The organism is Shinella sp. 838 (assembly GCF_029623935.1).
Classification (GTDB): Bacteria; Pseudomonadota; Alphaproteobacteria; order Rhizobiales; family Rhizobiaceae; genus Shinella.
Genome location: NZ_JARSBQ010000010.1, coordinates 1 through 22495, shown reverse-complemented (window position 1 = coordinate 22495; position 22495 = coordinate 1). Strand labels below are relative to the sequence as shown.

The 22495-nt window shown below is 65.3% G+C and carries 21 protein-coding genes and 1 pseudogene; 16 read left to right on the top strand and 6 right to left on the bottom strand.

From position 1 onward, the window contains the following. Positions 1–2: 2 nt before the first annotated feature. Positions 3–617, bottom strand: coding sequence for a TetR/AcrR family transcriptional regulator (locus P9A16_RS24515; RefSeq protein WP_245290176.1), 615 nt, complete (start codon positions 615–617; stop codon positions 3–5). Positions 618–929: 312 nt separating this feature from the next. On the opposite strand from P9A16_RS24515, the gene speB reads away from it, so the two are divergent. From speB to P9A16_RS24495, 4 genes are read left to right on the top strand one after another with little or no spacing between them, the layout of a single operon-like run. Then, the gene (gene speB, locus P9A16_RS24510; RefSeq protein WP_023516560.1) at positions 930–1901 is read left to right on the top strand and encodes an agmatinase; all 972 of its coding nucleotides are present in this window, start codon (positions 930–932) and stop codon (positions 1899–1901) included. 3 nt (positions 1902–1904) lie between these two features. Continuing rightward, entirely contained in the window at positions 1905–2687 is a 783-nt protein-coding gene (locus tag P9A16_RS24505) for an SDR family NAD(P)-dependent oxidoreductase (RefSeq protein WP_023516561.1), read from the top strand. After that, complete coding sequence (locus P9A16_RS24500) at positions 2684–3421, top strand: SDR family NAD(P)-dependent oxidoreductase (RefSeq protein ID WP_023516562.1); 738 nt, start codon at positions 2684–2686, stop codon at positions 3419–3421. Before P9A16_RS24505 ends, P9A16_RS24500 begins: the two co-directional genes overlap by 4 nt. Next, entirely contained in the window at positions 3418–4308 is an 891-nt protein-coding gene (locus P9A16_RS24495) for a polysaccharide deacetylase family protein (RefSeq protein WP_023516563.1), read from the top strand. The genes P9A16_RS24500 and P9A16_RS24495 overlap by 4 nt, the downstream gene beginning before the upstream one ends. Positions 4309–4404: 96 nt before the next feature. Here P9A16_RS24495 and P9A16_RS24490 read toward each other — a convergent pair whose 3' ends face one another. Beyond that, on the bottom strand, positions 4405–5337 hold the full coding sequence (locus P9A16_RS24490) for a LysR family transcriptional regulator (protein ID WP_023516564.1): 933 nt from the start codon (positions 5335–5337) through the stop codon (positions 4405–4407). 92 nt (positions 5338–5429) lie between these two features. Here P9A16_RS24490 and P9A16_RS24485 point away from each other — a divergent pair, with 92 nt between their 5' ends. From P9A16_RS24485 to P9A16_RS24460, 6 genes are all read left to right on the top strand, one after another. Then, positions 5430–5588 carry a hypothetical protein gene (locus tag P9A16_RS24485; RefSeq protein WP_023516565.1) on the top strand — a complete coding sequence of 53 codons (159 nt, stop codon included), beginning with the start codon at positions 5430–5432 and terminating at the stop codon, positions 5586–5588. A 56-nt stretch (positions 5589–5644) separates the two neighbouring features. Beyond that, the gene (locus tag P9A16_RS24480) at positions 5645–7153 is read left to right on the top strand and encodes an aldehyde dehydrogenase family protein (protein WP_023516566.1); all 1509 of its coding nucleotides are present in this window, start codon (positions 5645–5647) and stop codon (positions 7151–7153) included. 134 nt (positions 7154–7287) lie between these two features. Next, positions 7288–7455: a hypothetical protein gene (locus P9A16_RS24475; RefSeq protein ID WP_023516567.1), complete on the top strand. Its 168-nt coding sequence runs from the start codon at positions 7288–7290 to the stop codon at positions 7453–7455. A 1-nt stretch (position 7456) separates the two neighbouring features. Then, on the top strand, positions 7457–8920 hold the full coding sequence (locus P9A16_RS24470; RefSeq protein ID WP_023516568.1) for a purine-cytosine permease family protein: 1464 nt from the start codon (positions 7457–7459) through the stop codon (positions 8918–8920). Between the two features lie 16 nt (positions 8921–8936). Then, the gene (gene betA / locus P9A16_RS24465) at positions 8937–10622 is read left to right on the top strand and encodes a choline dehydrogenase (protein ID WP_278026002.1); all 1686 of its coding nucleotides are present in this window, start codon (positions 8937–8939) and stop codon (positions 10620–10622) included. A 211-nt stretch (positions 10623–10833) separates the two neighbouring features. Beyond that, entirely contained in the window at positions 10834–12165 is a 1332-nt protein-coding gene (locus tag P9A16_RS24460) for an APC family permease (protein ID WP_023516570.1), read from the top strand. On the opposite strand, the gene P9A16_RS24455 is transcribed toward P9A16_RS24460, so the two are convergent. Continuing rightward, entirely contained in the window at positions 12166–12981 is an 816-nt protein-coding gene (locus P9A16_RS24455) for a helix-turn-helix transcriptional regulator (protein WP_051758635.1), read from the bottom strand. It abuts the gene before it with no gap. Here P9A16_RS24455 and P9A16_RS24450 point away from each other — a divergent pair. After that, the gene (locus P9A16_RS24450; RefSeq protein WP_023516572.1) at positions 12980–14416 is read left to right on the top strand and encodes an amidase; all 1437 of its coding nucleotides are present in this window, start codon (positions 12980–12982) and stop codon (positions 14414–14416) included. The genes P9A16_RS24455 and P9A16_RS24450 overlap by 2 nt on opposite strands. A 92-nt stretch (positions 14417–14508) precedes the next feature. Here P9A16_RS24450 and P9A16_RS24445 read toward each other — a convergent pair whose 3' ends face one another. Both P9A16_RS24445 and P9A16_RS24440 read right to left on the bottom strand, forming a co-directional pair. Continuing rightward, positions 14509–15231: a response regulator transcription factor gene (locus P9A16_RS24445; RefSeq protein WP_023516573.1), complete on the bottom strand. Its 723-nt coding sequence runs from the start codon at positions 15229–15231 to the stop codon at positions 14509–14511. Next, a complete protein-coding gene (locus tag P9A16_RS24440; RefSeq protein ID WP_024270478.1) occupies positions 15206–16483 on the bottom strand; it encodes a GAF domain-containing sensor histidine kinase in 1278 nt (425 codons plus the stop codon). The genes P9A16_RS24445 and P9A16_RS24440 overlap by 26 nt, the downstream gene beginning before the upstream one ends. Positions 16484–16720: 237 nt before the next feature. Here P9A16_RS24440 and P9A16_RS24435 point away from each other — a divergent pair, with 237 nt between their 5' ends. The 5 genes from P9A16_RS24435 (at position 16721) to P9A16_RS24415 (ending at position 22071) form a co-directional block, all read left to right on the top strand. Continuing rightward, positions 16721–17737: an ABC transporter substrate-binding protein gene (locus P9A16_RS24435; RefSeq protein WP_023517276.1), complete on the top strand. Its 1017-nt coding sequence runs from the start codon at positions 16721–16723 to the stop codon at positions 17735–17737. 64 nt (positions 17738–17801) lie between these two features. Continuing rightward, positions 17802–19256, top strand: a complete 1455-nt coding sequence (locus tag P9A16_RS24430; RefSeq protein WP_024270477.1) for a sugar ABC transporter ATP-binding protein — start codon at positions 17802–17804, stop codon at positions 19254–19256. After that, entirely contained in the window at positions 19253–20194 is a 942-nt protein-coding gene (locus tag P9A16_RS24425) for an ABC transporter permease (protein WP_278026001.1), read from the top strand. The genes P9A16_RS24430 and P9A16_RS24425 overlap by 4 nt, the downstream gene beginning before the upstream one ends. After that, entirely contained in the window at positions 20191–21141 is a 951-nt protein-coding gene (locus tag P9A16_RS24420; protein WP_023517079.1) for an ABC transporter permease, read from the top strand. Before P9A16_RS24425 ends, P9A16_RS24420 begins: the two co-directional genes overlap by 4 nt. Positions 21142–21156: 15 nt before the next feature. Next, positions 21157–22071 carry an SMP-30/gluconolactonase/LRE family protein gene (locus P9A16_RS24415; protein ID WP_023517080.1) on the top strand — a complete coding sequence of 305 codons (915 nt, stop codon included), beginning with the start codon at positions 21157–21159 and terminating at the stop codon, positions 22069–22071. Between the two features lie 41 nt (positions 22072–22112). Here P9A16_RS24415 and P9A16_RS24410 read toward each other — a convergent pair. Continuing rightward, positions 22113–22495: pseudogene (locus P9A16_RS24410) on the bottom strand (hypothetical protein); the annotation flags it as partial.

Here is a 22495-nt window from a genome sequence, read left to right as displayed (position 1 = left end):
CTTTATCGTGCGGAGAACAGCCCCTTGAGGGCGGTGAGGTCGCTGCGCAGGCGGCGGTCGATTTCCGCATCGTCGCTGTTGTCGTCGGCAATGAACTGGAAGAAACGGATGTTCTGCAGGGAGAACAAACAATCGGCCAGCGCCTCGCTGTCCACGCTCTCCGCGATCAGGCCACGCTTCTGGAACGCGAGGATCATCGCGCGCATCAGCTCGATGAGAATGCGGTCGAGTTCCAGATAGGTCCGGCCGAAGTCGCTGCTGCCCTCCTGGATGCTGGCCGAAAGCACCTCGCGCCAGGTCGACTTCTCCAGGTAGCGCATGGCGTGGCGACGCAGGATCTGGCCGAAGGTCGCGACGGCGTCGATGATATCCGTCGGCTCGCGCGCGATCATCGTTTTCAGCTGGCGGATCAGCAGCTGGTCGCTCTCGCCGACCAGCGCGAGGAGAAGCCCGGCCTTCGTGTCGAAGTAATTGTAGACGGTGACGGCGGAGACGTCGGCATCCTTGGCGATCATTTCGATCGTCGTCGGCGCGTAGCCATCCGTCTGGAAGCGCGCCTTTGCGACTTCCAGGATGCGCTCGCGGCGGTTTGCCTTCTGCCGTTCTCTCAGTCCCATCAAGGCCATATCACCCGTCTGCCTCTCTCAATGGCTTTTGCCTGCGATTTCCTTGATGTGCAACCAAAATTGGTGTTGACAAGAATTTTTAGTGACATAAAGTTTTTATCGCATAAAGGTTAGGAGGAGCCGGCATGTGCATTTCCCGACATTCCCTGCGCTAGCGAGGGCGCTGCCCGACCGGGGCGGCAGGAGCCGGCAGCCGACCATTTCTTGTGCGGTTTCCCTGAGATCCGCCGCCCCGAACGACGCGGAGCCGGAAGGCGCGCGCAACCTTCAAACTGATTGTCATCCACCTGAAACGGAACGACCATGACCAGCAATTCCTATGAGACCGGCCGCCTGAACCTGCCATTCGTCGGCATCTGCACCTTCGGTAAGTACCCCTACCAGCCGGATTGGAACGCCATCAACGCCGATGTCGCGATCCTCGGTGCGCCCTTCGACGGCGGCACCCAGTGGCGTGCCGGCACCCGCTTCGGGCCGCGCTCCATCCGCGAGGCCTCCACGTTGTTCTCCTTCGGCCATGGCGGCGCCTACGACCACGAGGACGACGTCACCTATCTTCCGAGCGGCGAGGTCTCCATCGTCGACATCGGCGACGCCGATATCGTGCACACCGACACGATGAAGAGCCACGCGAACATTGAATTCGGGGTGCGCAAGATCCTTGAGGCCGGTGCGCTGCCGGTGGTGCTGGGCGGCGACCATTCCGTCAACATCCCCTGCATCAATGCCTTTGCCGAGGACTGCGCCAAAAACGGCCCGATCCATATCGTGCAGATCGATGCCCATCTCGATTTCGTCGACGAGCGCCATGGCGTGCGCTACGGCCACGGCAACCCGATGCGCCGCGCGGCGGAAAAACCCTATGTCAGCGGCCTCTCGCAACTCGGCATCCGCAACGTCTCCTCGACGGCCAAGGAGGGCTACGAGGATGCGCGGAACATGGGCTCCGATATCCTCTCTGTTCGCCAGATCCGGGCGCTCGGCACGGATGCGGTGGTAGAGCGCATCCCGGCCGGCGTGCGCTACTACGTGACGATCGACATCGACGGCTTCGATCCCTCGATCGCGCCGGGCACGGGCACACCCTCGCATGGCGGCTTCATCTACTACGAGGTGCTAGAAATCCTGTCGGCGCTCGCCAGGCGCGGCGACATCGTCGGCATCGACCTCGTCGAGGTTGCCCCCGACTACGACCATACCGGCGGCACGGCCATCCTCGCCGCCCAGGTTCTCATGAACCTCATCGGACGCATCATGCACGCAAGGAAGGGCTGATCCATGGGACGACTTCATTACGATTTCTCCGGCGAGCATGTACTCGTCACGGGGGCGAGCCGGGGCATCGGCCGGGCTGTGGCGGAAGGTTTTGCCGCCGCCGGCGCCGATGTCACGATCCTTTCCTCCGGTTCGGGCATTCATGAAACGGCCGGGGAAATGTCGGCCCGTTTCGGCCGTAAGGTCGCGGCGATCGAATGCGACATCACCGACAGCGCCGCTGTGAAGGCCGCGCTTGCGCCGCTCGGCCGTATCGACGTGCTCGTCAACAATGCGGGGCTGGAGCGCATCACGCCGCTGCTCGATCCCGATCCGTCGATCGAGGATACGTTCCGCCGCATCACCGACATCAACACAAACGGCACGTTCTACGTGACCCGCAATGCCGTGCCGCATATGGTTGATGGAGGCCGCATCATCGTGACAGCCTCGATCTGGAGCCGTGTCGCGGTGCCGGAATTTGCCGCCTACATCACCTCAAAGCACGCCAATCTCGGCTTCACGCGCGTGATGGCGAAGGAGCTCGGCCCGAAGGGCATTCGCGTCAACGCCGTCTGCCCCGGCTGGGTGCGCACGGAAGCGGCCATGCTGTCGCTGAAGAACATGTCGCTGCGCACCGGCCGCAGCGAGGAGGACCTGCTGGCCGAAATCGTCGGTGCGCAGGTTCTGCCCGGCCTGCTGGAACCGGAAGACCTTGCCGCGCCCTATCTCTTCCTTGCCTCCGACGGGGCGAAGGACATGACGGGTCAGGGCCTGATGCTCGATCGCGGCGAGGTGATGGCATGAGCCGGCGCGTTCTCGTCACGGGCGCCTATCGCGGCATTGGCGCAGCCTGTGCCCTTGCCTTTGCCGGAACCGGTGCGCGTGTCGCGCTCGCCGATATCCGCAAGCCCGATGAAACCGCCGCGGCGGCCATGAAGGCCGGCGCAGCGGAAACGCTGGCGCTCGCCTGCGACGTCTCCGACGAAGCTACGGTCCTTGCGGTCGGCGATGCGGTGAAGGAAAGGTTCGGCGGACTGGATGTCGTCGTGCACTGTGCGGGCGTCATCCATGAGGCGCCGCTGCTCGAAACGCCGGTCGCCGATTTCGACCGGGTGATCGCCATCAACCTGCGGGGCAGTTTCCTCGTCGGCAAGATGGCGATCGGACTGATGGAGGGAACGGTGGAAGCGCCGGCCCGGGTGATCCTGATTGCCTCGGACATGGCCTATTACGGCCGCGAGACCTTCTCGCCCTATGTCGCCTCCAAGCACGGCGTGCTCGGCCTTACCCGCTCCTGGGCGAAGGAATTCGCGCCGCGCATCCTCGTCAACGCCATCTGCCCCGGCCCGATCGATACGGAAATGCTCGGCGCGGCCAATATGAGCGCCGAATGGCGGGCGCGGGAGCTTGCCATTCCGCTTGCCCGCTTCGGTCAGCCGGAGGAGATCGGCGAGCTCGCGCTGTTCCTCGCCGGTCCCGGCGGGCGGTACTTCACCGGACAGGGTGTCGGCAGCAACGGCGGGAGCATCATGCCGTGATCAGAAATCCCATTCCCTGGCCGAACGGTGCGAAATGTGCCGCCTGCATCACCTTCGACATGGATGCGGACAGCCTCATCCATATCGCCCACCCGGAGGATAGCCACAGCCGCGTCGCCGGTATCTCCATGCTGCAATACGGGCCGAAGGTGGCGATCCCGCGCATTGTCGAAAGCTATCGCCGGCTCGGCATCCGGCAGACCTTCTTCGTGCCGGCCTGGTGCATCGAGCGCTATCCGGAGGCCATCGAGGCCATTCTGGAAGGCGGCCACGAGCTTGCCCATCACGGCTTCCTGCACGAGCATCCGCGCGAGCTTTCCGACGAGGACGAGGCCTACTGGCTGGACCGCGGCATCGAGGTGATCGTCAAGGCGAGCGGCAGGCGACCGCGCGGCTGGCGGGCGCCGCTCTACAACTTCTCGCACCGTTCGGCCGACCTTCTGGTCTCGCGCGGCTTCGAGTACGACGCCTCGCTGATGGGCGACGACATTCCCTATCTTCTGGAATGCGCGGCCGGGCGGCTGGTCGAGCTGCCCTCGCACTGGGGGCTCGACGATTGGCCGCAATATGTCCAGTCGATGGATCTCGACTACATGATGCCGATCCGCGCGCCGGAACAGGGCTTTGCCGCCTTCGCACAGGAGTTCGAGGCTGCTCGGCGGTATGGCGCGCTTTGGGTGCCGGTCGTGCATCCCTTTGCCACGGGGCGCCTTGCGCGCTGGGACGTGGTGCACCGTTTCCTCGAACAGGTTCTTGCGCAGGGGGACGTCTGGTTCGCGCCCATGGAGGAAATCGCGGCACATGTACGCTCTGTCGTCGACAAGGGGCTGTGGTCGCCCCGGATCGACCGGCTGCCCTACTATGCCGAGCCTGTCCGGGTGCGGTGACGAGGCCGGCGGCATGTTCGCCACCCTGCGGAGTGCCTTCATGTCCTGGACGAAGGCCGCGCCTGGTCCTGGTCTGCCGGGGCCGGGCGGAAAACATCAGTGCGCCTTGCGCACGCTCACGGTGATCGCTTCGGCCAGCGTTTCGGCGGCGCGGGAGGGTTTGTTGCGCGGATAGGCGATGTGGAACATGTCCTCGAAGCGCATGCGCTCGGGCGAAAGCACGCGCAGGCGGTTGGTGCGAACCCATTCCTCGGCATAGTGGTCGGGCAGGAAACCGATATAGGCGCCCGATAGCAGAAGAAGCAGCGTGCCCTCCATATGCGGCGTCGCAGCGGACCAGGTAAAGTTCACGCCGCAGATCGTCTCATTCGGCATATAGGTGCGGCCGGCGAAGGACTGCGCTGCCAGCACCTCGTCGGTCAGTTCCGCATCGGGGCAGGCGAAGAGTGGATGACCCTCGGCGCAATAGAGCTTCTGGACCTCGGAGAAGACTGGCTGGCTGCGAAAATGCGGCATGACGCTGCCGACGAAGGGCATCAGCACGATCTGGTAGGAACCGTTGAGCAGGCCCTGATGCAGCACCTGCGGCGCGGCGACGTCGATTTCCAGGTGCACGCGCGGAGCCGCGCGGTGAAAGGCGGCGAGGGCGCCCTGAAGGTCGAGGCCGCGGTTGGTGATCATGGCGTCGACCGTGCCGAAGCTGAGGCTGCCCGTCAGTTCCCCCTGTGCCTCCCCGATGCGGCTCTGGAATTTTTCCAGCGAGCCGAAAAGCTCAAGCGTCGCCTCGTAGACGAGCCGTCCTTCGTCGGTCAGCTGGAAACCGCCGCGGCCGCGGCTGCACAGGCGAAGGGCGAGCCGCTCCTCCAGATGGCGCATATGGGTGGAGATCGTCGCCTGCGTCATGCCGAGCGCCGACTGTGCGGCGGAAAAGCCGCCATGCTGCACAACGGAGGCGAAAACGCGCAGCAGCCTGAGTTCTGCATCGCCAAGCGAGAGATTGAGAATGCGGTGCCGGACCTTGTTGATCATTCATTGATTAATGCACAAGTGAACATGCAATCATAGATACTTTTAAACGTATCTTTCTTTGGCACACTCCCTTCACCTTTGGAGGAGGGGACGTGGCCAGCAAATCCTGTGCGACCGAATGCGTGACCCTGCCGTTCGCCGGCGTGGATCTCGTCGGGATCGCTGCCGCCAGTGACGCATTCACCCCGGTGGCACGGGTTTCCATGACCTTCACCGGACACATCCCGCACGCATGGGTGCGGCGGCGCTGACTGAACAACAGGTCAAGACCGGCATGTCCGGGCGGCAGACTGAGGAGGAACAGCACATGGACGAAAGCGTCCGAAACTATCTCGATCACTACGGCGTCAGCGATGCAACGCGGCGTTTTCTCGCCAAGCCCCAGAAGATGTTCATCGACGGGGCGTGGGTCGATAGCGGCAACGGTGCGACCTTCGATGTTTTCGAACCGTCCACCGGCGGGCGGATCACCAGCGCGCCGTCCGGCACGACGGAGGATCTCGACCAGGCTGTTTCAGCCGCGCGCCGCCAGTTTGACGGCGGAGAGTGGCGCCGTCTCAAGCCGCTCGAGCGCGAGCGCCTGCTGCACCGCCTTGCCGACCTCATCGAAACGCATGGCGACGAGCTGGCGGAAATCGAAGCCGTCGACATGGGCAAGTCCGTGAGCTTCGCCCGGGACATCGACATCCAGGGCACGGTCGACACGTTCCGCTATTTTGCCGGCTGGCCCTCCAAGCTGCACGGACGCACCGTCGAGCCGTCCATTCCCGGCAACTACCTCGCCTATACCCGCAAGGAGCCGCTGGGTGTGGTCGCCGCCATCGTGCCGTGGAATTTTCCGCTGCAGACCATGGCCTGGAAGCTTGCGGCCGCCCTTGCCGCCGGCTGCACCGTCATCGTCAAGCCGGCCGAGCTGACCTCGCTCTCCACCCTGCGCTTTGCCGAACTGGTGCAGGAGGCCGGCATTCCCGATGGCGTGGTCAACATCGTCACGGGCCGCGGCAGCGTCATCGGCGCGGCCATGTCCACGCATCCGGGCATCGACAAGGTTACCTTCACCGGCTCGACGCCTGTCGGGAAGGACGTCGGCCGCGCCGCGGTCGGCAGTCTCAAGCATGTCACGCTGGAGCTTGGTGGCAAGTCGCCGGTGCTCGTTCTCGACGATGCCGATCTGCCGAGCGCCGCGCTGGCGGTGGCGAACGGCGTGTTCTTCAATTCCGGCCAGGTCTGCGACGCCGGCACCCGGGTCTATGTCCAGCGCGCGGTGCACGATGCCTTCCTCGACGAACTCGTCAAGGTCACCCGCACACTCAAGATCGCGCCCGGCCTCGACCGGGACTGCTACATCGGCCCCATGGTCTCGGCGCAGCAGAAAGCAGTCGTTGCCGGCTACATCGAGGCCGGTCGCCGCGAAGGGGCGGAGCTGGTGCATGGCGGCGCAAGCCTCGACGGACCGGGCCATTTCATCGAACCCACCATCTTCGCCCATTGCAAGCCGGAGATGCGCATCGTGCGTGAGGAGATCTTCGGGCCGGTGCTGGTGACGAGTCCCTTCGATACGCTCGACGAGGCGGTTTTTCTGGCGAACGACACGCCCTTCGGCCTCGCCGCCGCGATCTATTCGAACGACCTCGCGCGCGTGCACGGCCTCATTCCGCGCCTTCATGCCGGTTCCGTCTATGTCAACGCGCACAGCACGATCGATCCGTCCATGCCCTTCGGCGGCTTCAAGGATTCCGGCTTTGGCAAGGACCTCGGGCCCGAGCAGCTCGACTATCTGATGGAGACCAAGGCGGTGTGGATCACCCTGCCATGACATCCGCCGGCCGCCATCCATTGGCGGCCGGTATCTTCACCGCGGGCGCTTTGCGCGTCCGCATGATCGGCGGCTGATGGAGCCGTATGCATCGCGGAAAGACGCCGAAGGCGCGACGCGAAAGGGGAACGACAATGGAAAACGATATTGCCTGGCAAAACGAACTGGCGCGCCGTGCCCGCATCTATGAGGGCATTGAAGCGGAACACCGCTTCGAGGGCGCCATGTCCGTCATCGACTATGCCTGCATGAGCGCGCTCACGCTTGCCCTGGTCGCGGGCTTCTGGATCTGGGGGGCGTGAGATGACTGATCATGTCACCCACGGCGGCTTTGCCGCCATCGAAACGGAACAGGCTGAGGCCGAGCGCAACCGCGCCGCCGCCGAACGCGGCGACGCGCCGCTGCTGCCTTCCGAGCGGCTCTGGGGCTTCTGGGAATTCACCTACGCCAATTCGGCGCTTGCCATCGCCACCTGGGCCTTCCTGATCGGCGGCGCGGTGGGCCTCTTCGTCGGGCCGAAGGAGGGCATTGCCGCCATCGTCATCGGCAACATTGTCGGCGTGATGCTGACGGCGCTCGCCACCACGCCGCTGTCCGGCCGCTACGGCATCGAGCAGTTCGTCGCGCTGCGCAGCCAGTTCGGCTACAACGGCAGCCGCGTCGTCTACGTGCTGGCCGTGGTCGTGCTCACCATGGGCTGGCTTGCGGTGCTTGCCATGATGTTCGGCCGGTCGATTGACGGCCTTGCGGCGCTCAGTGCCGGGGAAGCCGCCAATCCCACCGGCATCAAGATGGTCATCGCCGCTGTCGGCGCGATCCTCGTCACCTGGTTCATCGTCGCCAGGGGGCCGACATCGATCAAGTTCTTCAACATGGTCGTCTCGCCCGCGCTGGTGATCCTGATGATCGTGATGCTCTATCTGATCCTCCAGCACCGCTCCTTCTCCGAGCTTCTGGCGATGCCGGCGCTTTCCCCGCCCTTCGAGGACAACACGCTCAACTTCATCATCGCCGTCGAGGTGAACCTTGCGGCCGGCTTCTCCTGGTGGCCCTATATCGGCAACCTCGCGCGCCTGACGAAGAACGAACGCACCGCCTTCTGGCCGAACGTCATCGGCATCTTCGGCGCCGCCACGCTCGGCGAGATCGTCGGCCTGCTTGCCGCCGTCGCCCTCGGAGATTCCGACCCGACCATCTGGATGACCAAGATCGCCGGCCCCGTCATCGGCATCATCGCGCTGCTCTTCGTCGCCTTCGCCAACATGACCTCGATGGCGAACATCCTCTACACCTCTATCGTCGGCCTCCGGCAGGTGGGAACAGCGTCCATCCGCGCCATTTCCTGGGGCACGATCCTGTTCCTCTTCTGCCTCATCCCGCTCGGCCTCGTCGTCTTCTATCCGCAAATGTACGACGGCTTCTTCATCTTCCTCGTCTGGACCTCGGCGCTCAATTCCGCGCTCGCCGGCATCGGCATCGCCGACTATTTCTTCCTGCGCCGCCAGAAGCTCGACATGCGCAGCCTGCACGGCCCGCAGGAAAACGGTCCCTACCGTTTCTGGGGCGGCTTCAACCCGATCGGGCTCTTTGCCCTGGCTGTCGGCTTCGGCGTCTATGTTCTGGTCTTCAATCCGCAGACGCTCGCGAGCCTGCCGGCCTTCAAGTACCTCACCGCCTCCGTGCCATCCTGCCTTGCGGCTGGCGCGGTCCACTATGTCCTGACCCGGCTCTTTGCCCGCGGGCGGGGCTGGGGCCTCTACCCGTAACCTCTGGATATCAGCCATGACCGAGACCTACGACTACATCATCATCGGCGCCGGATCGGCCGGCTGCGTGCTCGCCAATCGCCTGTCAGAAGATCCGGCCGTAAAAGTCCTGGTCCTCGAATATGGCGGCAGCGACAAGTCGATCTTCATCCAGATGCCGACGGCGCTGTCCATTCCGATGAACGGCACCAAGTACAACTGGAAATACATGACCCTGCCGGAACCCGGCCTCGACGGGCGCCGGGTGCATTGCCCGCGTGGCAAGGTCATCGGCGGCTCCTCCTCGATCAACGGGCTCGTCTATATGCGCGGTCATGCCCGCGATTTCGACGAATGGGAGGAGCAGGGGGCACGGGGCTGGCGCTATGCCAATTGCCTGCCCTACTTCCAGCGTGCCGAAAGCTGGCAGGATGGAGGCGACGCCTATCGCGGCGCCTCCGGCCCTCTCGCCACCAATGCCGGCAACAGGATGAAGAACCCGCTCTACAGGGCCTTCGTCGATGCCGGCCGGGAGGCGGGCTACATCACCACGGAGGACCCGAACGGCCACATGCAGGAGGGGTTCGGCCCCATGCACATGACCGTCAAGGACGGCGTGCGCTGGTCGACGGCGAACGCCTATCTCAAGCCGGCGATGAGTCGGCCGAACCTTTCCGTCGTCACCCATGCCATGACACGGCGCGTGCTCATGGAAGGCAAGCGCGCCGTCGGCGTCGAATATGAACTCGGCGGCCGTCGCCTCGTGGCGAAGGCCACCCGCGAGGTGCTGATCTCCTCCGGCCCGATCGGCTCGCCGCATCTTCTGCAGCGCTCCGGCATCGGTCCGGCCGCCGTGCTGCAGAAGGCGGGTGTCGAGGTGCTGCATGACCTGCCGGGCGTCGGCGAGAATCTGCAGGACCATTCGGAAGTCTACATCCAGTATGCCTGCAAGGAGCCGATCACGCTGAACGGCAAGATAGGGCTTTTGAGCCGCGCCCTGATCGGCGCGGAGTGGCTTTTGTTCAAGAAGGGTCTTTCGGTCACCAACCATTTCGAGAGCGGCGGGTTCATCCGTTCCGACGCATCGCTGCAATGGCCGGATATCCAGTTCCATTTCCTGCCTGCCGCCATGCGCTACGACGGCAAGAAGCCGCTCGATGGCCACGGTTTCATGGTGCTGACCGGGCCGAACAAGCCGAAGAGCCGCGGCTATGTGCGCCTGCGCTCGCCGGAGGCGCACGAGCAGCCCGACATCCTCTTCAACTACCTCGACCGAGAAGAGGACCGCGAGGGCTTCCGCCGCTGTCTGCGCCTCACCCGCGAGATCGTCGGCCAGCCGGCCTTCGACCGGTTCCGTGGCGAGGAGATGGCACCCGGCAAGGACGTGCGCAGCGACGACGAGATCGACGCCTTCGTGCGCGAGACGATGGAAAGCACCTACCATCCCTGCGGGTCCTGCCGCATGGGCGAGGATGCGATGGCGGTCGTCGACAGCGACCTCAAGGTGCGTGGCCTGACGGGGCTGCGCGTCATCGACAGTTCCGTCTTCCCGACCGAGCCGAATGCCAATCTCAACGCGCCGACGATCATGCTGGCCGAACGCGCTTCGGACATCGTGCGCGGCAAGCCGCTGCTTGCGGCCTCCAATGCGGAGGTGGGCGTCGCTCCCGGCGTCGGCACGACCCAGCGCAGCGGCACGCCGCTCCGGTCCATCAGTCGGTAGAAGAGGAACCCTATCCGCCGGTATCGACGGTCTGCCGGCGGAAAGTCTCGGCCTCTGCGGCTGCCGATCGGCACGATCGCCCGCCGGATCCGACGGGAAGTCAGGCGATATAGGGTGCCGCATTCCTTGCGGCGTCACATAACACCCTGGGGTTATTGGCTTTAGCCGGCTCTTCCCCGACCCTTCCGCGTATCACCTGGAGGAGGGGAACATGACACAGACGATCAAACTCGACCGGACGCTTGGCCTGTGGTCCGTCGTATTGTTTGGCCTTGCCTATATGACGCCGATGATCGTGTTCGGCACGTTCGGCGCCCTGGCATCGGCAAGCCAGGGAACCACGGCGATGGCCTATTTCATCGCGGCCCTCGCGATTTTTCTGACCGCGGCGAGCTACGGCGTAATGGCGAGGGTCTACCCGGTTGCCGGATCCGCCTATACCTATGCCCGCAGGTCGCTGAATTCCGGCGTCGGCTTCCTCGTCGGCTGGGCGGTGTTGCTCGACTACTTCTTCCTTCCGATGGTGATCTGGCTGATCGGCGCGGCCTATCTCACCGCCGCCTTCCCGGCTGTGCCGGCCTGGATGTGGATCGTCGGCTTCATCGTGCTGACCACGGCCATCAATGTGATCGGCATCGCCTTTGCGAACCGGGTCAACGTCGTGCTGATGCTGGTGCAGCTTTCGGTGCTGGTGGCCTTCGTGGCGCTTGCGGCCCGTTATGTCGCCGCGCTGAACGGCGCGGGCGGGCTTGCCTCGGTTCGCCCGTTCTTCGAAGCCGGTGTGCCCTTCAGTGCGTCCGTCGCCGGTGCGGCCATCGCGGCCTATTCGTTCCTCGGTTTCGATGCCGTCTCGACGCTGACGGAGGAAACACGCGAACCTACCCGCACCATGCCGAAGGCGATAATGATCATCGCCGTGATCGGCGGCCTGCTCTTCACCGGTTCGGCCTACATTACGCAGCTTGCCCATCCGGGCGGCACCTTCGCTTCGGTCGATTCCGCTGCATCGGAAATCGCACTGATGATCGGCGGAGACCTTTTCGTCACGGTCTTCCTCGCAACGCTCGTCGTGGCGCAGTTCACCTCCGGCCTTGCTGCGCAGGCAAGCGTCGGCCGGTTGCTCTTCGCCATGGGCCGTGACGGCGTCCTGCCCGCCGGCCTCTTCGGCAAGCTGCATGAGACGTGGCGCACGCCGGTGCTCAACCTCGTCTTCGTCGGCGTCGTTGGCCTGCTTGCGCTGACGCTTGATGTGACGACGTCGACATCGTTCATCAATTTCGGCGCGTTCCTTGCCTTCACTGCAGTCAATGTCTCGGTCATCGCGCTTTACTTGAAGGGCAATGCCATCGTGCGGGCGCTCGGCCCTGTACTCGGGCTGGCCGTCCCTGCGGCGGGCGCGCTGTGCGACCTGTTCCTGCTGTGGAACCTCGACAGCCATGCCAAGCTGCTCGGCGTGCTCTGGCTTGCCATCGGCATCGCCTATCTTGCCTATCTCACCCGTTTCTTCCAGCTTGCCCCGCCGGAGGTGGAGTTCGTTGAATAGTCAGTTACGGCTTAGGAAGAGATGGAAGAGTTCTGCCTGGCTGGAAATGGTGAGCTTGGCATAGGCCTGGCGCCGGTGCACCTTCACGGTGTTCGGCGAGAGGCCGAGCGTGGCGGCGATGGAGTAGGTGGAGTGTCCCTTGAGGATGAGGGTTACGATTTCCAGCTCCCGCTTCGACAGGAGCGGGTGGCTGATCGCCGCGGCCGCCTTCGCGTCTTCATCCGGCGGCGTGAAACGACCGTGCCAATGCCGCTCGGCAAGCGCGCGCACGACGGGTGCCGCGCTTTCCAGCCGGGTGATGTCGCGGCGGGAGAATGCCGTCACCGTACCGATGCGCGACAGCGACAGAACCGCATCGGCATGGCGCAGTTTCAGGACGAAGCCGATCTCGTCGACAATGCCTGTCGCCTGGTAGTGGCGGCGGTAGTATTCCGTCTCCGTAAAACGGTCGGGGGCAAGCCGCCGCATGATAAGGATGCCCTGGTGCGGGCTGTTGCGGACCGCATCGTAGAACGGGTCGAGAATGTAGGCGCCGGCAAGATAATGATCGACGATGGTGGTGCGGTCGCCGACGATGCGGTCGTTGTCGAGGTCGAAGGCCTTGCCGCCCGGCGCATAGGCAAAGCCGTTCATCATCTCGAAGGCGACGAGGTGGCGGAGCGCCTGTTCCAGCGCCGCGGGAAAACCCGGCTCACCGAGCACCGCAACAGCCGCGGCAAGGCTGGCGTTCCACTGGTCGATATAGGCCTGTGCCCCTGCTGCCACGATCCTTCCCCGCTCATCGAAGCCAAGACCTAGCACGGAGTCCGCCGTCATGCAGACAGTTTCTCACCGCCATCCGCTCGACCTGCCGGCAACGGACATCGCCTCCGGCATCCGTGCTGGGCATTTTTCGGCCGAGACGGTGGTTGTCGAATCCCTTCGGCGCGCAAGGAGCGTCAATGCGGCGCTGAACGCCTTCACACTGCTGCGCGAGGAGGCGGCATTCGCTGCCGCGCGCGCCGCGGACCGGCAGAGGGCCGCGGGCGGGTTGCTGCCGCCCCTTCTCGGCGTGCCCTTTGCCGCTAAGGACCTGACGCCGACCAGGGGCGACCTCACGACGCTCGGCTCCTGGACGCGCGGGGACTGGGTGCCCGGAGAAAGCGCCGTCTGCATCGCGCGGCTGGAGGCGGCCGGCGCGATCCTCATCGGCAAGACGACGACACCGGAATTCGCCCATTCCAGCTTCACCGCCAGCCCCCGCTGGGGCGTCACACGCAATCCCTGGGACCCGGCGCGCACCTCCGGCGGCTCTTCCGGCGGTTCGGCGGTCGCCGTCGCCGCCGGCGTCGTTCCCTTCGCCGAGGGCACGGACATGGGCGGCTCGGTGCGTATCCCGGCTGCCTTCACGGGTACGGTCGGTCTCAAGCCGAGCCTCGGGCGCATTCCCATGACCATCCTGCCCAGCATGTTCGACAGCATTTCGCATTTCGGCCCGCTTGCCCGCACGACCGGTGATGCCGTTGCCTTCATGGCCGCGGCGGCGGGGCCTGACGACGCGGATATCTTCTCGCTGCCTCTCTCCTTCTCTTCGGAAAAGGCGCAAGCCCGCCCGCTGGAAGGTCGCCGCTTCGCCTTCTCGCTGGACCTTGGCTACTACAGCGTCGATGCGCGGGTGCGGGCGGTGATCCTCTCGGCGATCGATGCGCTGCGGGCGGAGGGGGCCGTGGTCGAGCCCGTCGAGCTTGGCTGGACGCGGGTCGTCAACGACCAATGGTACGATCTCTGGTGCGTGTTCATGGCGGCCTTCTTCGGCGAGGCGCTGGAGGACTATCGCGCGCGGATGGATCCGATCGTCGTGGAACTTATCGAGCGTGGCCAGACCTTGAATGCTGTGGCGTACAAGCGGGTGGAACTGCTGCGCACGCGGATGTGGCAGGATCTCGCCGCAGTGCTTTCCCGGTATGACGGACTGCTCTGCCCGACCTGTGCCGTCACGGCTCCCGCGGCAGATGCCGACGACAACGACTATATCGCGGACCTGCCGGACGGGCGTTTCCGCGGTCTCGACATGACCTGTCCGTTCAATCTCCTGCCGCAATGCCCGGCCCTGTCGCTGCCGGCCGGGCTGGCGGACGATGGCATGCCGGTCGGCCTTCAGCTCATCGGCCGGCGCTATGCCGACGAAGACGTCCTGTCCATGGGTGGCGCGATCGAGCGGGTGTTGCGAACAGCCGGCGCGACGGCCGCCCGGCCACGCGACTGGTTCTGAACGTCACGCGTCCAGCGGGACGGCATTGGGGGTAATTCCCCGCCTCAAAGCAAATCCGAACTCAAAATCGCTGGGCGTTCTTGCCGGGATTTTTAGAGGTTCGACAGCCACTCCTGGAGATCGGCCTCGGCCTTCTCCAGTGCGCTGTAGTTCAGGAGCTTGCGCAGGAGCGCCGTGGTGACGGCGCGGGTGCGCAGGTTGAAGCGGGCGTCCTCGCTGTCCTCGCCGGTCGACTGGTAGACGTCGAGCTTGTCGTAGAGCTGTTGCAGGCGGTTCTGCACGCTGCGGAGCGAGAGGTTGCGGCGGCGGGCGATGGCCCTATCCGTCAGGCCGAGGGCGATATCGATGAGGATTTCATATTCGGAATCGGTGAAGCCGTTCGTCTGGCCGAGGCTCTTTTGCTGCACGCCACGGATTTCGCGGTCGATCACGCACTGGCTTTCGACGAAGATCGAGCGTAATGCGAGTTTCAAGCGCTCGTCGGACGCGGACTTCAACACATAGCCATAGGCGGCGCCGTCGGGCACGATGCGCGAGACGCCGCGCACATAGGCTTCGTCGGAGTAATTCGACCAGAAGAGGATGCGCGTTTCCGGCCGCTCCTTCCAGATCGTGCGCGCCGCCTCGATGCCGTTGCGGGTCGTCATCTGGAGATCCATGACGATATGCGCGGACTTGTGGTCGCGCGCGAGCTTTTCGCCGGAAAGACCGTTCTCCGCCTCGATCACGGTCTCGCATTCCGGCAGCGCCGAGCACACCGCCTCGTGCAGGTAGGAACGATGCAGCGGATCATCCTCCACGATCAGGACTTTCATCACCCGTTCCTCCTTCGCATGGGGCTCCCGCGCCGCGTTCCGGGGCGAGGGGAAGCCGGACCGTTACGGTCGTGCCGCCGTTGTTGCGCCCCGTGCCGATCGTGCAGGTCGCCGAGATCAGCCGGGCACGCGTCTTCATGTTCTCGACGCCGCTGCCGATGCGTCCGCGCGGGCGCACGACGCCGCTGCCATCGTCCGTCACGTCGAGCACGAGACTTTCGGTCTCGACGCGCAGGCGTACGGCGAGTGTCGCCGGCTTGGCGTGCCGGACGGCATTGTTGATCGCCTCCTGCGCGATGCGGAAGAGGGCGACGCTGACGGTCGGCTCCAGCCTGTCGAGTGCGCCGGCCGTCTCGTCGGCGAGCGCCCAGCGGATCGGCATGCCGCTGTCGCGCACTGAACGGTCGAGGTGGTTCTCGACGGCCTGCGCAAGGCCGAAGAGCTGGAGGACGGAGGGTTTCGCCTGCTCGATGATCTGGCGGAGATCATGCATGCAATGCTGCAACGAGCGCGACACCGGCTCCAGGGCGTCGGGGCCGATTTCGCCGCTCAGCGAAAGCTGCTCGACGCGGCGGGCGAGGCGGGTGAGATCGGCGAGGGTCTGATCGTGCAGGTCCATGCCGATGCGTTGCCGTTCCTGTTCGAGCGCCTCCGTCAGCCGCAGCGCGCCGAGGCGCAGGCCCTCTTCCCGCGCGCGGGCCTCCGCCTCGACGATGGCGGAGCGCTGCGCCTGTTCGGCGGCGCGTAGCGCGAAGAAATAGGGCGTCAGCAGGTCGGCGATGACGCGGGCGTGCTCGACGTCGTCGAGCGAATAAAGCCCGGCCGTTCGCGACGAACAGGAGAGGGCGGCGATGATCGCGCCTTCCACCTTCATCGGCACATGGATGCGGCTGCGCAGCGACTGTTCGTCGATCGGCGCGCGGAAGGCGCCCTCGAAGCGGAAGCGCGGATCGACGGTGGCGTCGTCGCTGAGAAGGTAATCGACCTCGTTCCAGAGCAGGGAGCGGATGGGGCTGTAGACGACGGGCGCGCCTTCGAGGTCGCCCCAGGCGGTGTCGATCCCGGTCTCGTAGGCCGTGTGGTAGTTGCCGTCCTCCACCAGCACGCAGACGTCGAGATGATCGTGCGGGATGATATGTGCGACCTCGTTGGCGACGGAACGGATGGCCGAGCGGAAATCGAGCTGGCCCGCGAGCAGCCGCGAAATGCCGAGATAGTGCTCGAAAAGCGTGGCGGGCGCGAGTTGCAGCATGGGCGAAAATCCTCCCGGCGGCGGCCTCCCATGCCGTCGCCGCCCTCCAGTAAGCGCCGACAAGCATAGCCGCGTCTTGCGGAAACCCGCAACTTCTCGCGCAAATCCCGCAAATGTCTTGCCGAACCGCGCCTGTACAGCCCCCTCGTTCTCCCGCATCCTGCCTTTGCTGAGAGGAGGAAGCTCAGCGGACAACGATTTCGATCCGGCCAACCGGATCCTGAGGGAGAGAGACAGATGGGAATTCGTAAGATGCTTCTGGCATCGGCCGTCGCCGCGTGCGTCGCCATGCCCGTTTCCGCCTTCGCCGACACGTCGGGCAAGAAGATCGCCCTTTCCAACAACTATGCCGGCAATTCCTGGCGTCAGGCCATGCTGACGAGCTGGGACAAGGTGACGGGCGAGGCCGTGAAGGCTGGCGCGGTTGCCGCCGCCGATCCGTTCACCACCGCCGAGAATCAGGCGACCGAGCAGGCCGCGCAGATCCAGAACATGATCTTGCAGGGCTATGACGCCATCGTGGTCAACGCCGCCTCGCCGACGGCGCTGAACGGCGCGGTCAAGGAAGCCTGCGATGCCGGCATCACCGTCGTCTCCTTCGACGGCATCGTGACGGAGCCCTGCGCCTGGCGCATCGCCGTCGACTTCAAGGAAATGGGCCGCAGCCAGGTCGAATATCTCTCGAAGAAGCTGCCCGAGGGCGGTAATCTGCTCGAAATCCGCGGTCTTGTCGGCGTCTTCGTCGATGACGAGATCTCGGCGGGCATCCATGAGGGCGTAAAGCAGTTCCCGCAGTTCAAGGTCGTCGGCTCGGTGCATGGCGACTGGGCGCAGGACGTCGCGCAGAAGGCCGTCGCGGGCATTCTGCCGAGCCTGCCCGAGATCGTCGGCGTCGTTACGCAGGGTGGTGACGGTTATGGCGCGGCGCAGGCGATCGCCGCGGCCAAGCGGCCGATGCCGGTCATCGTTATGGGCAACCGCGAGGACGAGCTGAAGTGGTGGAAGGAACAAAAGGACGCGGGCGGCTACGAAACCATGTCCGTCTCCATCGCACCCGGCGTTTCCACGCTCGCCTTCTGGGTCGCCCAGCAGATCCTTGACGGCAAGGAGGTCAAGAAGGACCTCGTCGTGCCGTTCCTGCGCATCGACCAGGACAATCTCGAAGCCAATCTCGCCACCACCCAGGCGGGCGGCGTCGCGAATGTGGAATATTCGCAGGCCGACGCCATCAAGGTCATCGAAGCCGCCAAGTAAGGCCTCCCGGCGCCGCGCGGTCGCCCTGGCCGCGCGGTCTTTTCCAGCACAGAAGCGATGGCCAATGACGGGTGAGATGCGGAAACCGGTGATCGCGGTCACCGAGGCCCGGGTGAGTTTCGGGGCGGTCAAGGCGCTCGACGGCGTGACGCTGTCGATCCTGCCGGGCGAATGCGTCGGTCTCGTCGGCCACAACGGTGCCGGCAAGTCGACGATCGTCAGCGTCATCAACGGTGGCCTGACGCCGCACGATGGCGGCGTTGCGGGCGAGGACGGGGCGATCGTGCGCTACGGCATCACCGCGGCGCGCGCCCGCGGCGTGCGCTGCGTCTTCCAGGAACTGTCGCTCTGCCCCAACCTCACCATCGTCGAAAATGTCCGGCTGGTGCACCGTTCGCTCGGTGGCTTCGGCTGGCGGCGGCGGGCGCGGGCGGTCATCGAGGCGAGCCTTGCCACGATCTTCCCCGGCCACGGCATCCGGAGCGACCGCACGGTCGGCGAACTCTCCATCGCCGAGCGGCAGATGGTCGAGATCGCCATGGCCTTTTCCGATGCGGGCGTTGCGCCGCGTCTCGTCATCCTCGATGAGCCGACCTCTTCGCTCGATGCCAGCCTTGCCGAACAGATGCTCGTCCATGTCCGCCGCTTCGTCGCGGGCGGCGGGTCGGTTATCTTCATCTCGCACATCCTGAACGAAATTCTTTCGACCGCGGACCGGATCGTCGTGATGAAGGACGGCCGCATCGTCGCGGAGCGGCCGGCAGCGGATTTCTCCGAACGCAGCCTCGTCGAGGCTATGGGCAGCGTGGTGAAGGGCGAGGCCCATCGCCGCGCCGCGCGCGACCTTGCCGGTGCGCCCGTCGTGCTGGAGCAGAGCGGGCGCGGCCTGCCGCTCGTTGCGCGGACCGGCGAGATCGTCGGGCTTGCGGGCCTCGCCGGCCATGGCCAGACCGAGATGCTGATGGCGCTGCATGCGGCGCGAAGCGGCGCCTGGCTGCCGGCGCGCGATCCTGCCGTCACCTTCGTCGCCGGCGACCGCCGCCTCAACGGCGTGTTCGAACTCTGGAGCATCTTGCGCAATTTTTCCATCGCCTCGCTCAGCGACATGACGAGGAGCGGCGTGGTGCGGACCGGCGAGGAGGAGGCCCGCGGGGCGGACTGGAAAAAGCGCATCGAGATTCGCACGCCGGATATGGGCAACCGCATCCTGTCGCTTTCCGGCGGCAACCAGCAGAAGGTGCTGTTCGCCCGGGCGCTTGTCACCCGCGCGCCGGTCGTGCTGATGGACGATCCGATGCGTGGCGTCGATGTCGGCACCAAGCAGGAGGTCTACGAGATCGTGCGCCAGGAGGCCGCAAATGGCCGCACCTTCGTCTGGTACTCGACGGAGATGGAGGAGGTCTGCCTCTGCGACCGCGTCTATGTTTTCCGTGAGGGCAAAATCGTCGCCGAACTCTCGGGCGACGCTGTCAGCGAAGCCAACATCCTCGCCGCCTCCTTCGAGGGAGCGGCCGCATGAGGATGTCGAACGACGCGCTGCGCCTCCTCATCCCGGCGCTCTCCCTGACCGTGCTGCTTGCCGCCGTTTTCTGGCTCCAGCCGCGGGCGATGAGCTATGTCGGCCTCAATCTTCTATTCAATCTCGCGGTTCCGATCGCGCTTGCCACCATCGCCCAGATGCTGATCATGGCGGTCAACGATCTCGACCTCTCCATGGGCGCCTTCGTCAGCTTCGTCGCCTGCGTGACCGCCACCTTCCTGCGCGATGCGCCGCTCCTCGGCGTTCTCATCCTCGCTGGGGCTGTCTCAGTCTACGCGCTGATCGGCGTCGTCATCCACCTGCGCAACCTGCCGTCCATCGTCGTCACGCTCGGCATGAGTTTTGTGTGGGCGGGGCTTGCCGTGCTGCTGCTGCCGGCGCCGGGCGGGCAGGCGCCGGATTGGGCGCGCGCGCTGATGACGATGAAGCCGCCGGTCGCACCGATGGCGATCGTCGCCAGCATCGTCATCGCGGTCATCGCCCATCTTCTCGTCATGCGCTCCTCGCTCGGCGTGCTCATGCGCGGCGTCGGCGGCAACCAGCGCTCCATCGAGCGTGCCGGCTGGTCGGTGATTGCTGCCCGGGCGGCGGCCTATGGGCTTGCCGGTCTTTTTGCCGTGCTTGCCGGCATCGCGCTCGTCGGGCTCACCACCTCGGCGGACGCCAACATTGCGCTGCGCTATACGTTGCTCTCGATTGCCGGCGTCATCCTCGGTGGCGGTGAATTCATCGGCGGTCGCGTCTCGCCGATCGGGGCTGTCGTCGGCGCGCTGACGCTGACGCTGGCCGGCTCGTTCCTCTCGTTCCTGCGCATCTCGCCCGACTGGCAGATCGGCGCACAGGGCGCGATCCTCATCGTCGTGCTGGCGCTTCGCCTCGTCCTTAACCGCATCGAGGTGAGGGAGACGCGGCGATGAGCCTTTTTCACCGACTTGCGCAAAAAAGCTGGATCTGGTCGTGGATCGCCGCCTTCGTCGTCTGGCTCGCGACGATCTCCGTGACGGGCGGTGCAAGCGCGGTCGGCCTCACTCAGGCCGCGCTCACTTTCGCCGCCTTCTCCATCATCGTCGGCATCGGCCAGATGTTCGTCATCACGCTCGGCCCGGGCAATATCGACCTCTCCGTGCCCGCCACCATGACGCTTGCCGGCACGGTGGCGCTGAAGCTGATGAATGTCGAGAACGGCATGATCCTGCCGGGCCTCGCCGTCGCGATCCTCATCGGTGTCGCCGTCGGCATCGGCAACTATGCGCTCATCAAGACGCTGCGCATTCCGCCGATCATCGCGACGCTCTCGATGAGCTTCATCGTGCAGTCGACGGCGATCTGGACCAACCGGGGCCTGCGCATCAAGCCGCCGCCCTTCCTTGCCGAGTTCACGACGGCCAGCACCCTCGGCGTGCCCAATGTGGCGCTCATCGCGCTCGTCCTCTCGCTCGTCGCCTGGCTGCTCCTCGAAAAGACGCTTTACGGCCGCTGGACCTCCGCCATCGGCCAGAGCATGCCGGCGGCGCGCATGGCCGGCATTCCCGTCGATGGCGTGCGCTTCGTCACCTATGTCTTCTGCGCGGTGCTCGCCGCGCTTGCCGGCTACCTGCTCGCCTGCTTTTCCGGCGGCGCGGCGCTCAACATGGGCTCGGAATATCTCCTGATGTCGATCGCCGTCGTGGTCATCGGCGGCACGGCGGTGGCGGGCGGCGATTCCAACGTGCCGGGCGTCTGGGGTGCCTCGCTCTTCATGTTCCTCGTCGTGTCCATGCTCAACACTTACGGTCTCGGCGCCGGCGTGCGCCTCATCATGACCGGTCTCATCATCATCAGCGTCATCATGCTTGCGGGCGGCCGCCGACCCGGCGCCCGGTAATCCAGGAACCCAGCCATGGCCTCCGATTCCCCTTTCGAAATCCACGATCCGCGCTTCCTGCACCTGATCGTCAGCAGCGCGCGGCTGGAAGAGCTTCATACCGGCTGCCGCTGGGCGGAAGGCCCGGTCTGGTTCAGCGACGCCAACCAGCTCCTGTGGAGCGATATTCCCAACCAGCGCATCCTGCGCTGGACGCCGGAGGGCGGCGTCTCCGTCTACCGACAGCCGTCCAATTTCGCCAACGGCCACACCCGTGACCGGCAGGGCCGCCTCGTCTCCTGCGAACACGGCCTGCGCCGCGTCACGCGCACGGAGATCGACGGTTCGGTCACCGTGCTTGCCGATAGCCATCAGGGAAAACGCCTCAATTCCCCCAACGACGTCGTGGTGAAGTCGGACGGCTCCGTCTGGTTCACCGACCCGACCTACGGCATCCTCTCGGACTACGAGGGCTACCGGGCCGAGCCGGAGCAGGCGGCGCGCAACGTCTATCGCCTCGACCCGGAAACCGGCGCGATCGAGGCCGTCGTCAGCGATTTCGCCCAGCCCAACGGCCTCGCCTTCTCGCCGGACGAGCGCACGCTCTACATCGCCGATTCCGCCGCGAGCCACGATCCCGCGCTGCCGCGCCATATCCGCGCCTTCGATGTGATCGATGGCCGCCGCCTTCAGAACAGCCGCGTCTTCTGCCACATTGATGCCGGCATTCCCGACGGCATCCGCACCGATATTCTAGGCAATCTCTGGTCCAGCGCCGGCGACGGCGTGCATTGCTTCGACCCGGCAGGAAAGCTCATCGGCAAGATCCGCGTTCCCGAGACCGTCGCCAACCTGACCTTCGGCGGCCCGCAGCGCAACCGGCTCTTCATCACCGCGACCGCCTCGCTCTATTCGGTCTACCTCGCCGTGTCGGGTAGCCAAACCCCCTGAAGGGCCTTGTCGCAGCACCAGCGGTTCTCTTCCCGATCGTGTCATCCGGGAACGGGCGAATCCGGCGCAGCTTTCGGCTCCCGCTGCTCGCTTGTAAAATCGAGGAAGGCGGCGACGAAATGGTCGAACACCGCCGCGACCCGCGCCACGGACCTCAGATCCTCATGGGCGACGATCCAGATGTCCATGGACGCTGCCACCACATCGGGAAAGAGGCGGCGCAGGCCCGGGTCCTTCGATCCGACGGCGATCTGCATGATGGTGATGCCGAGCCCCGCCCGAACGGCGGCGATCCGTGCCGGGTGGCAGTCCGTACGCAGCGCGTAGCCGGCCGGGCTGATGTCAGGCACTGCTGCCGTGCCGAGCTGCAGGTCGCTGGCCGTGCGATCGGGGCCGACGATGTCGTGGCCGGCAAGGTCGGCGA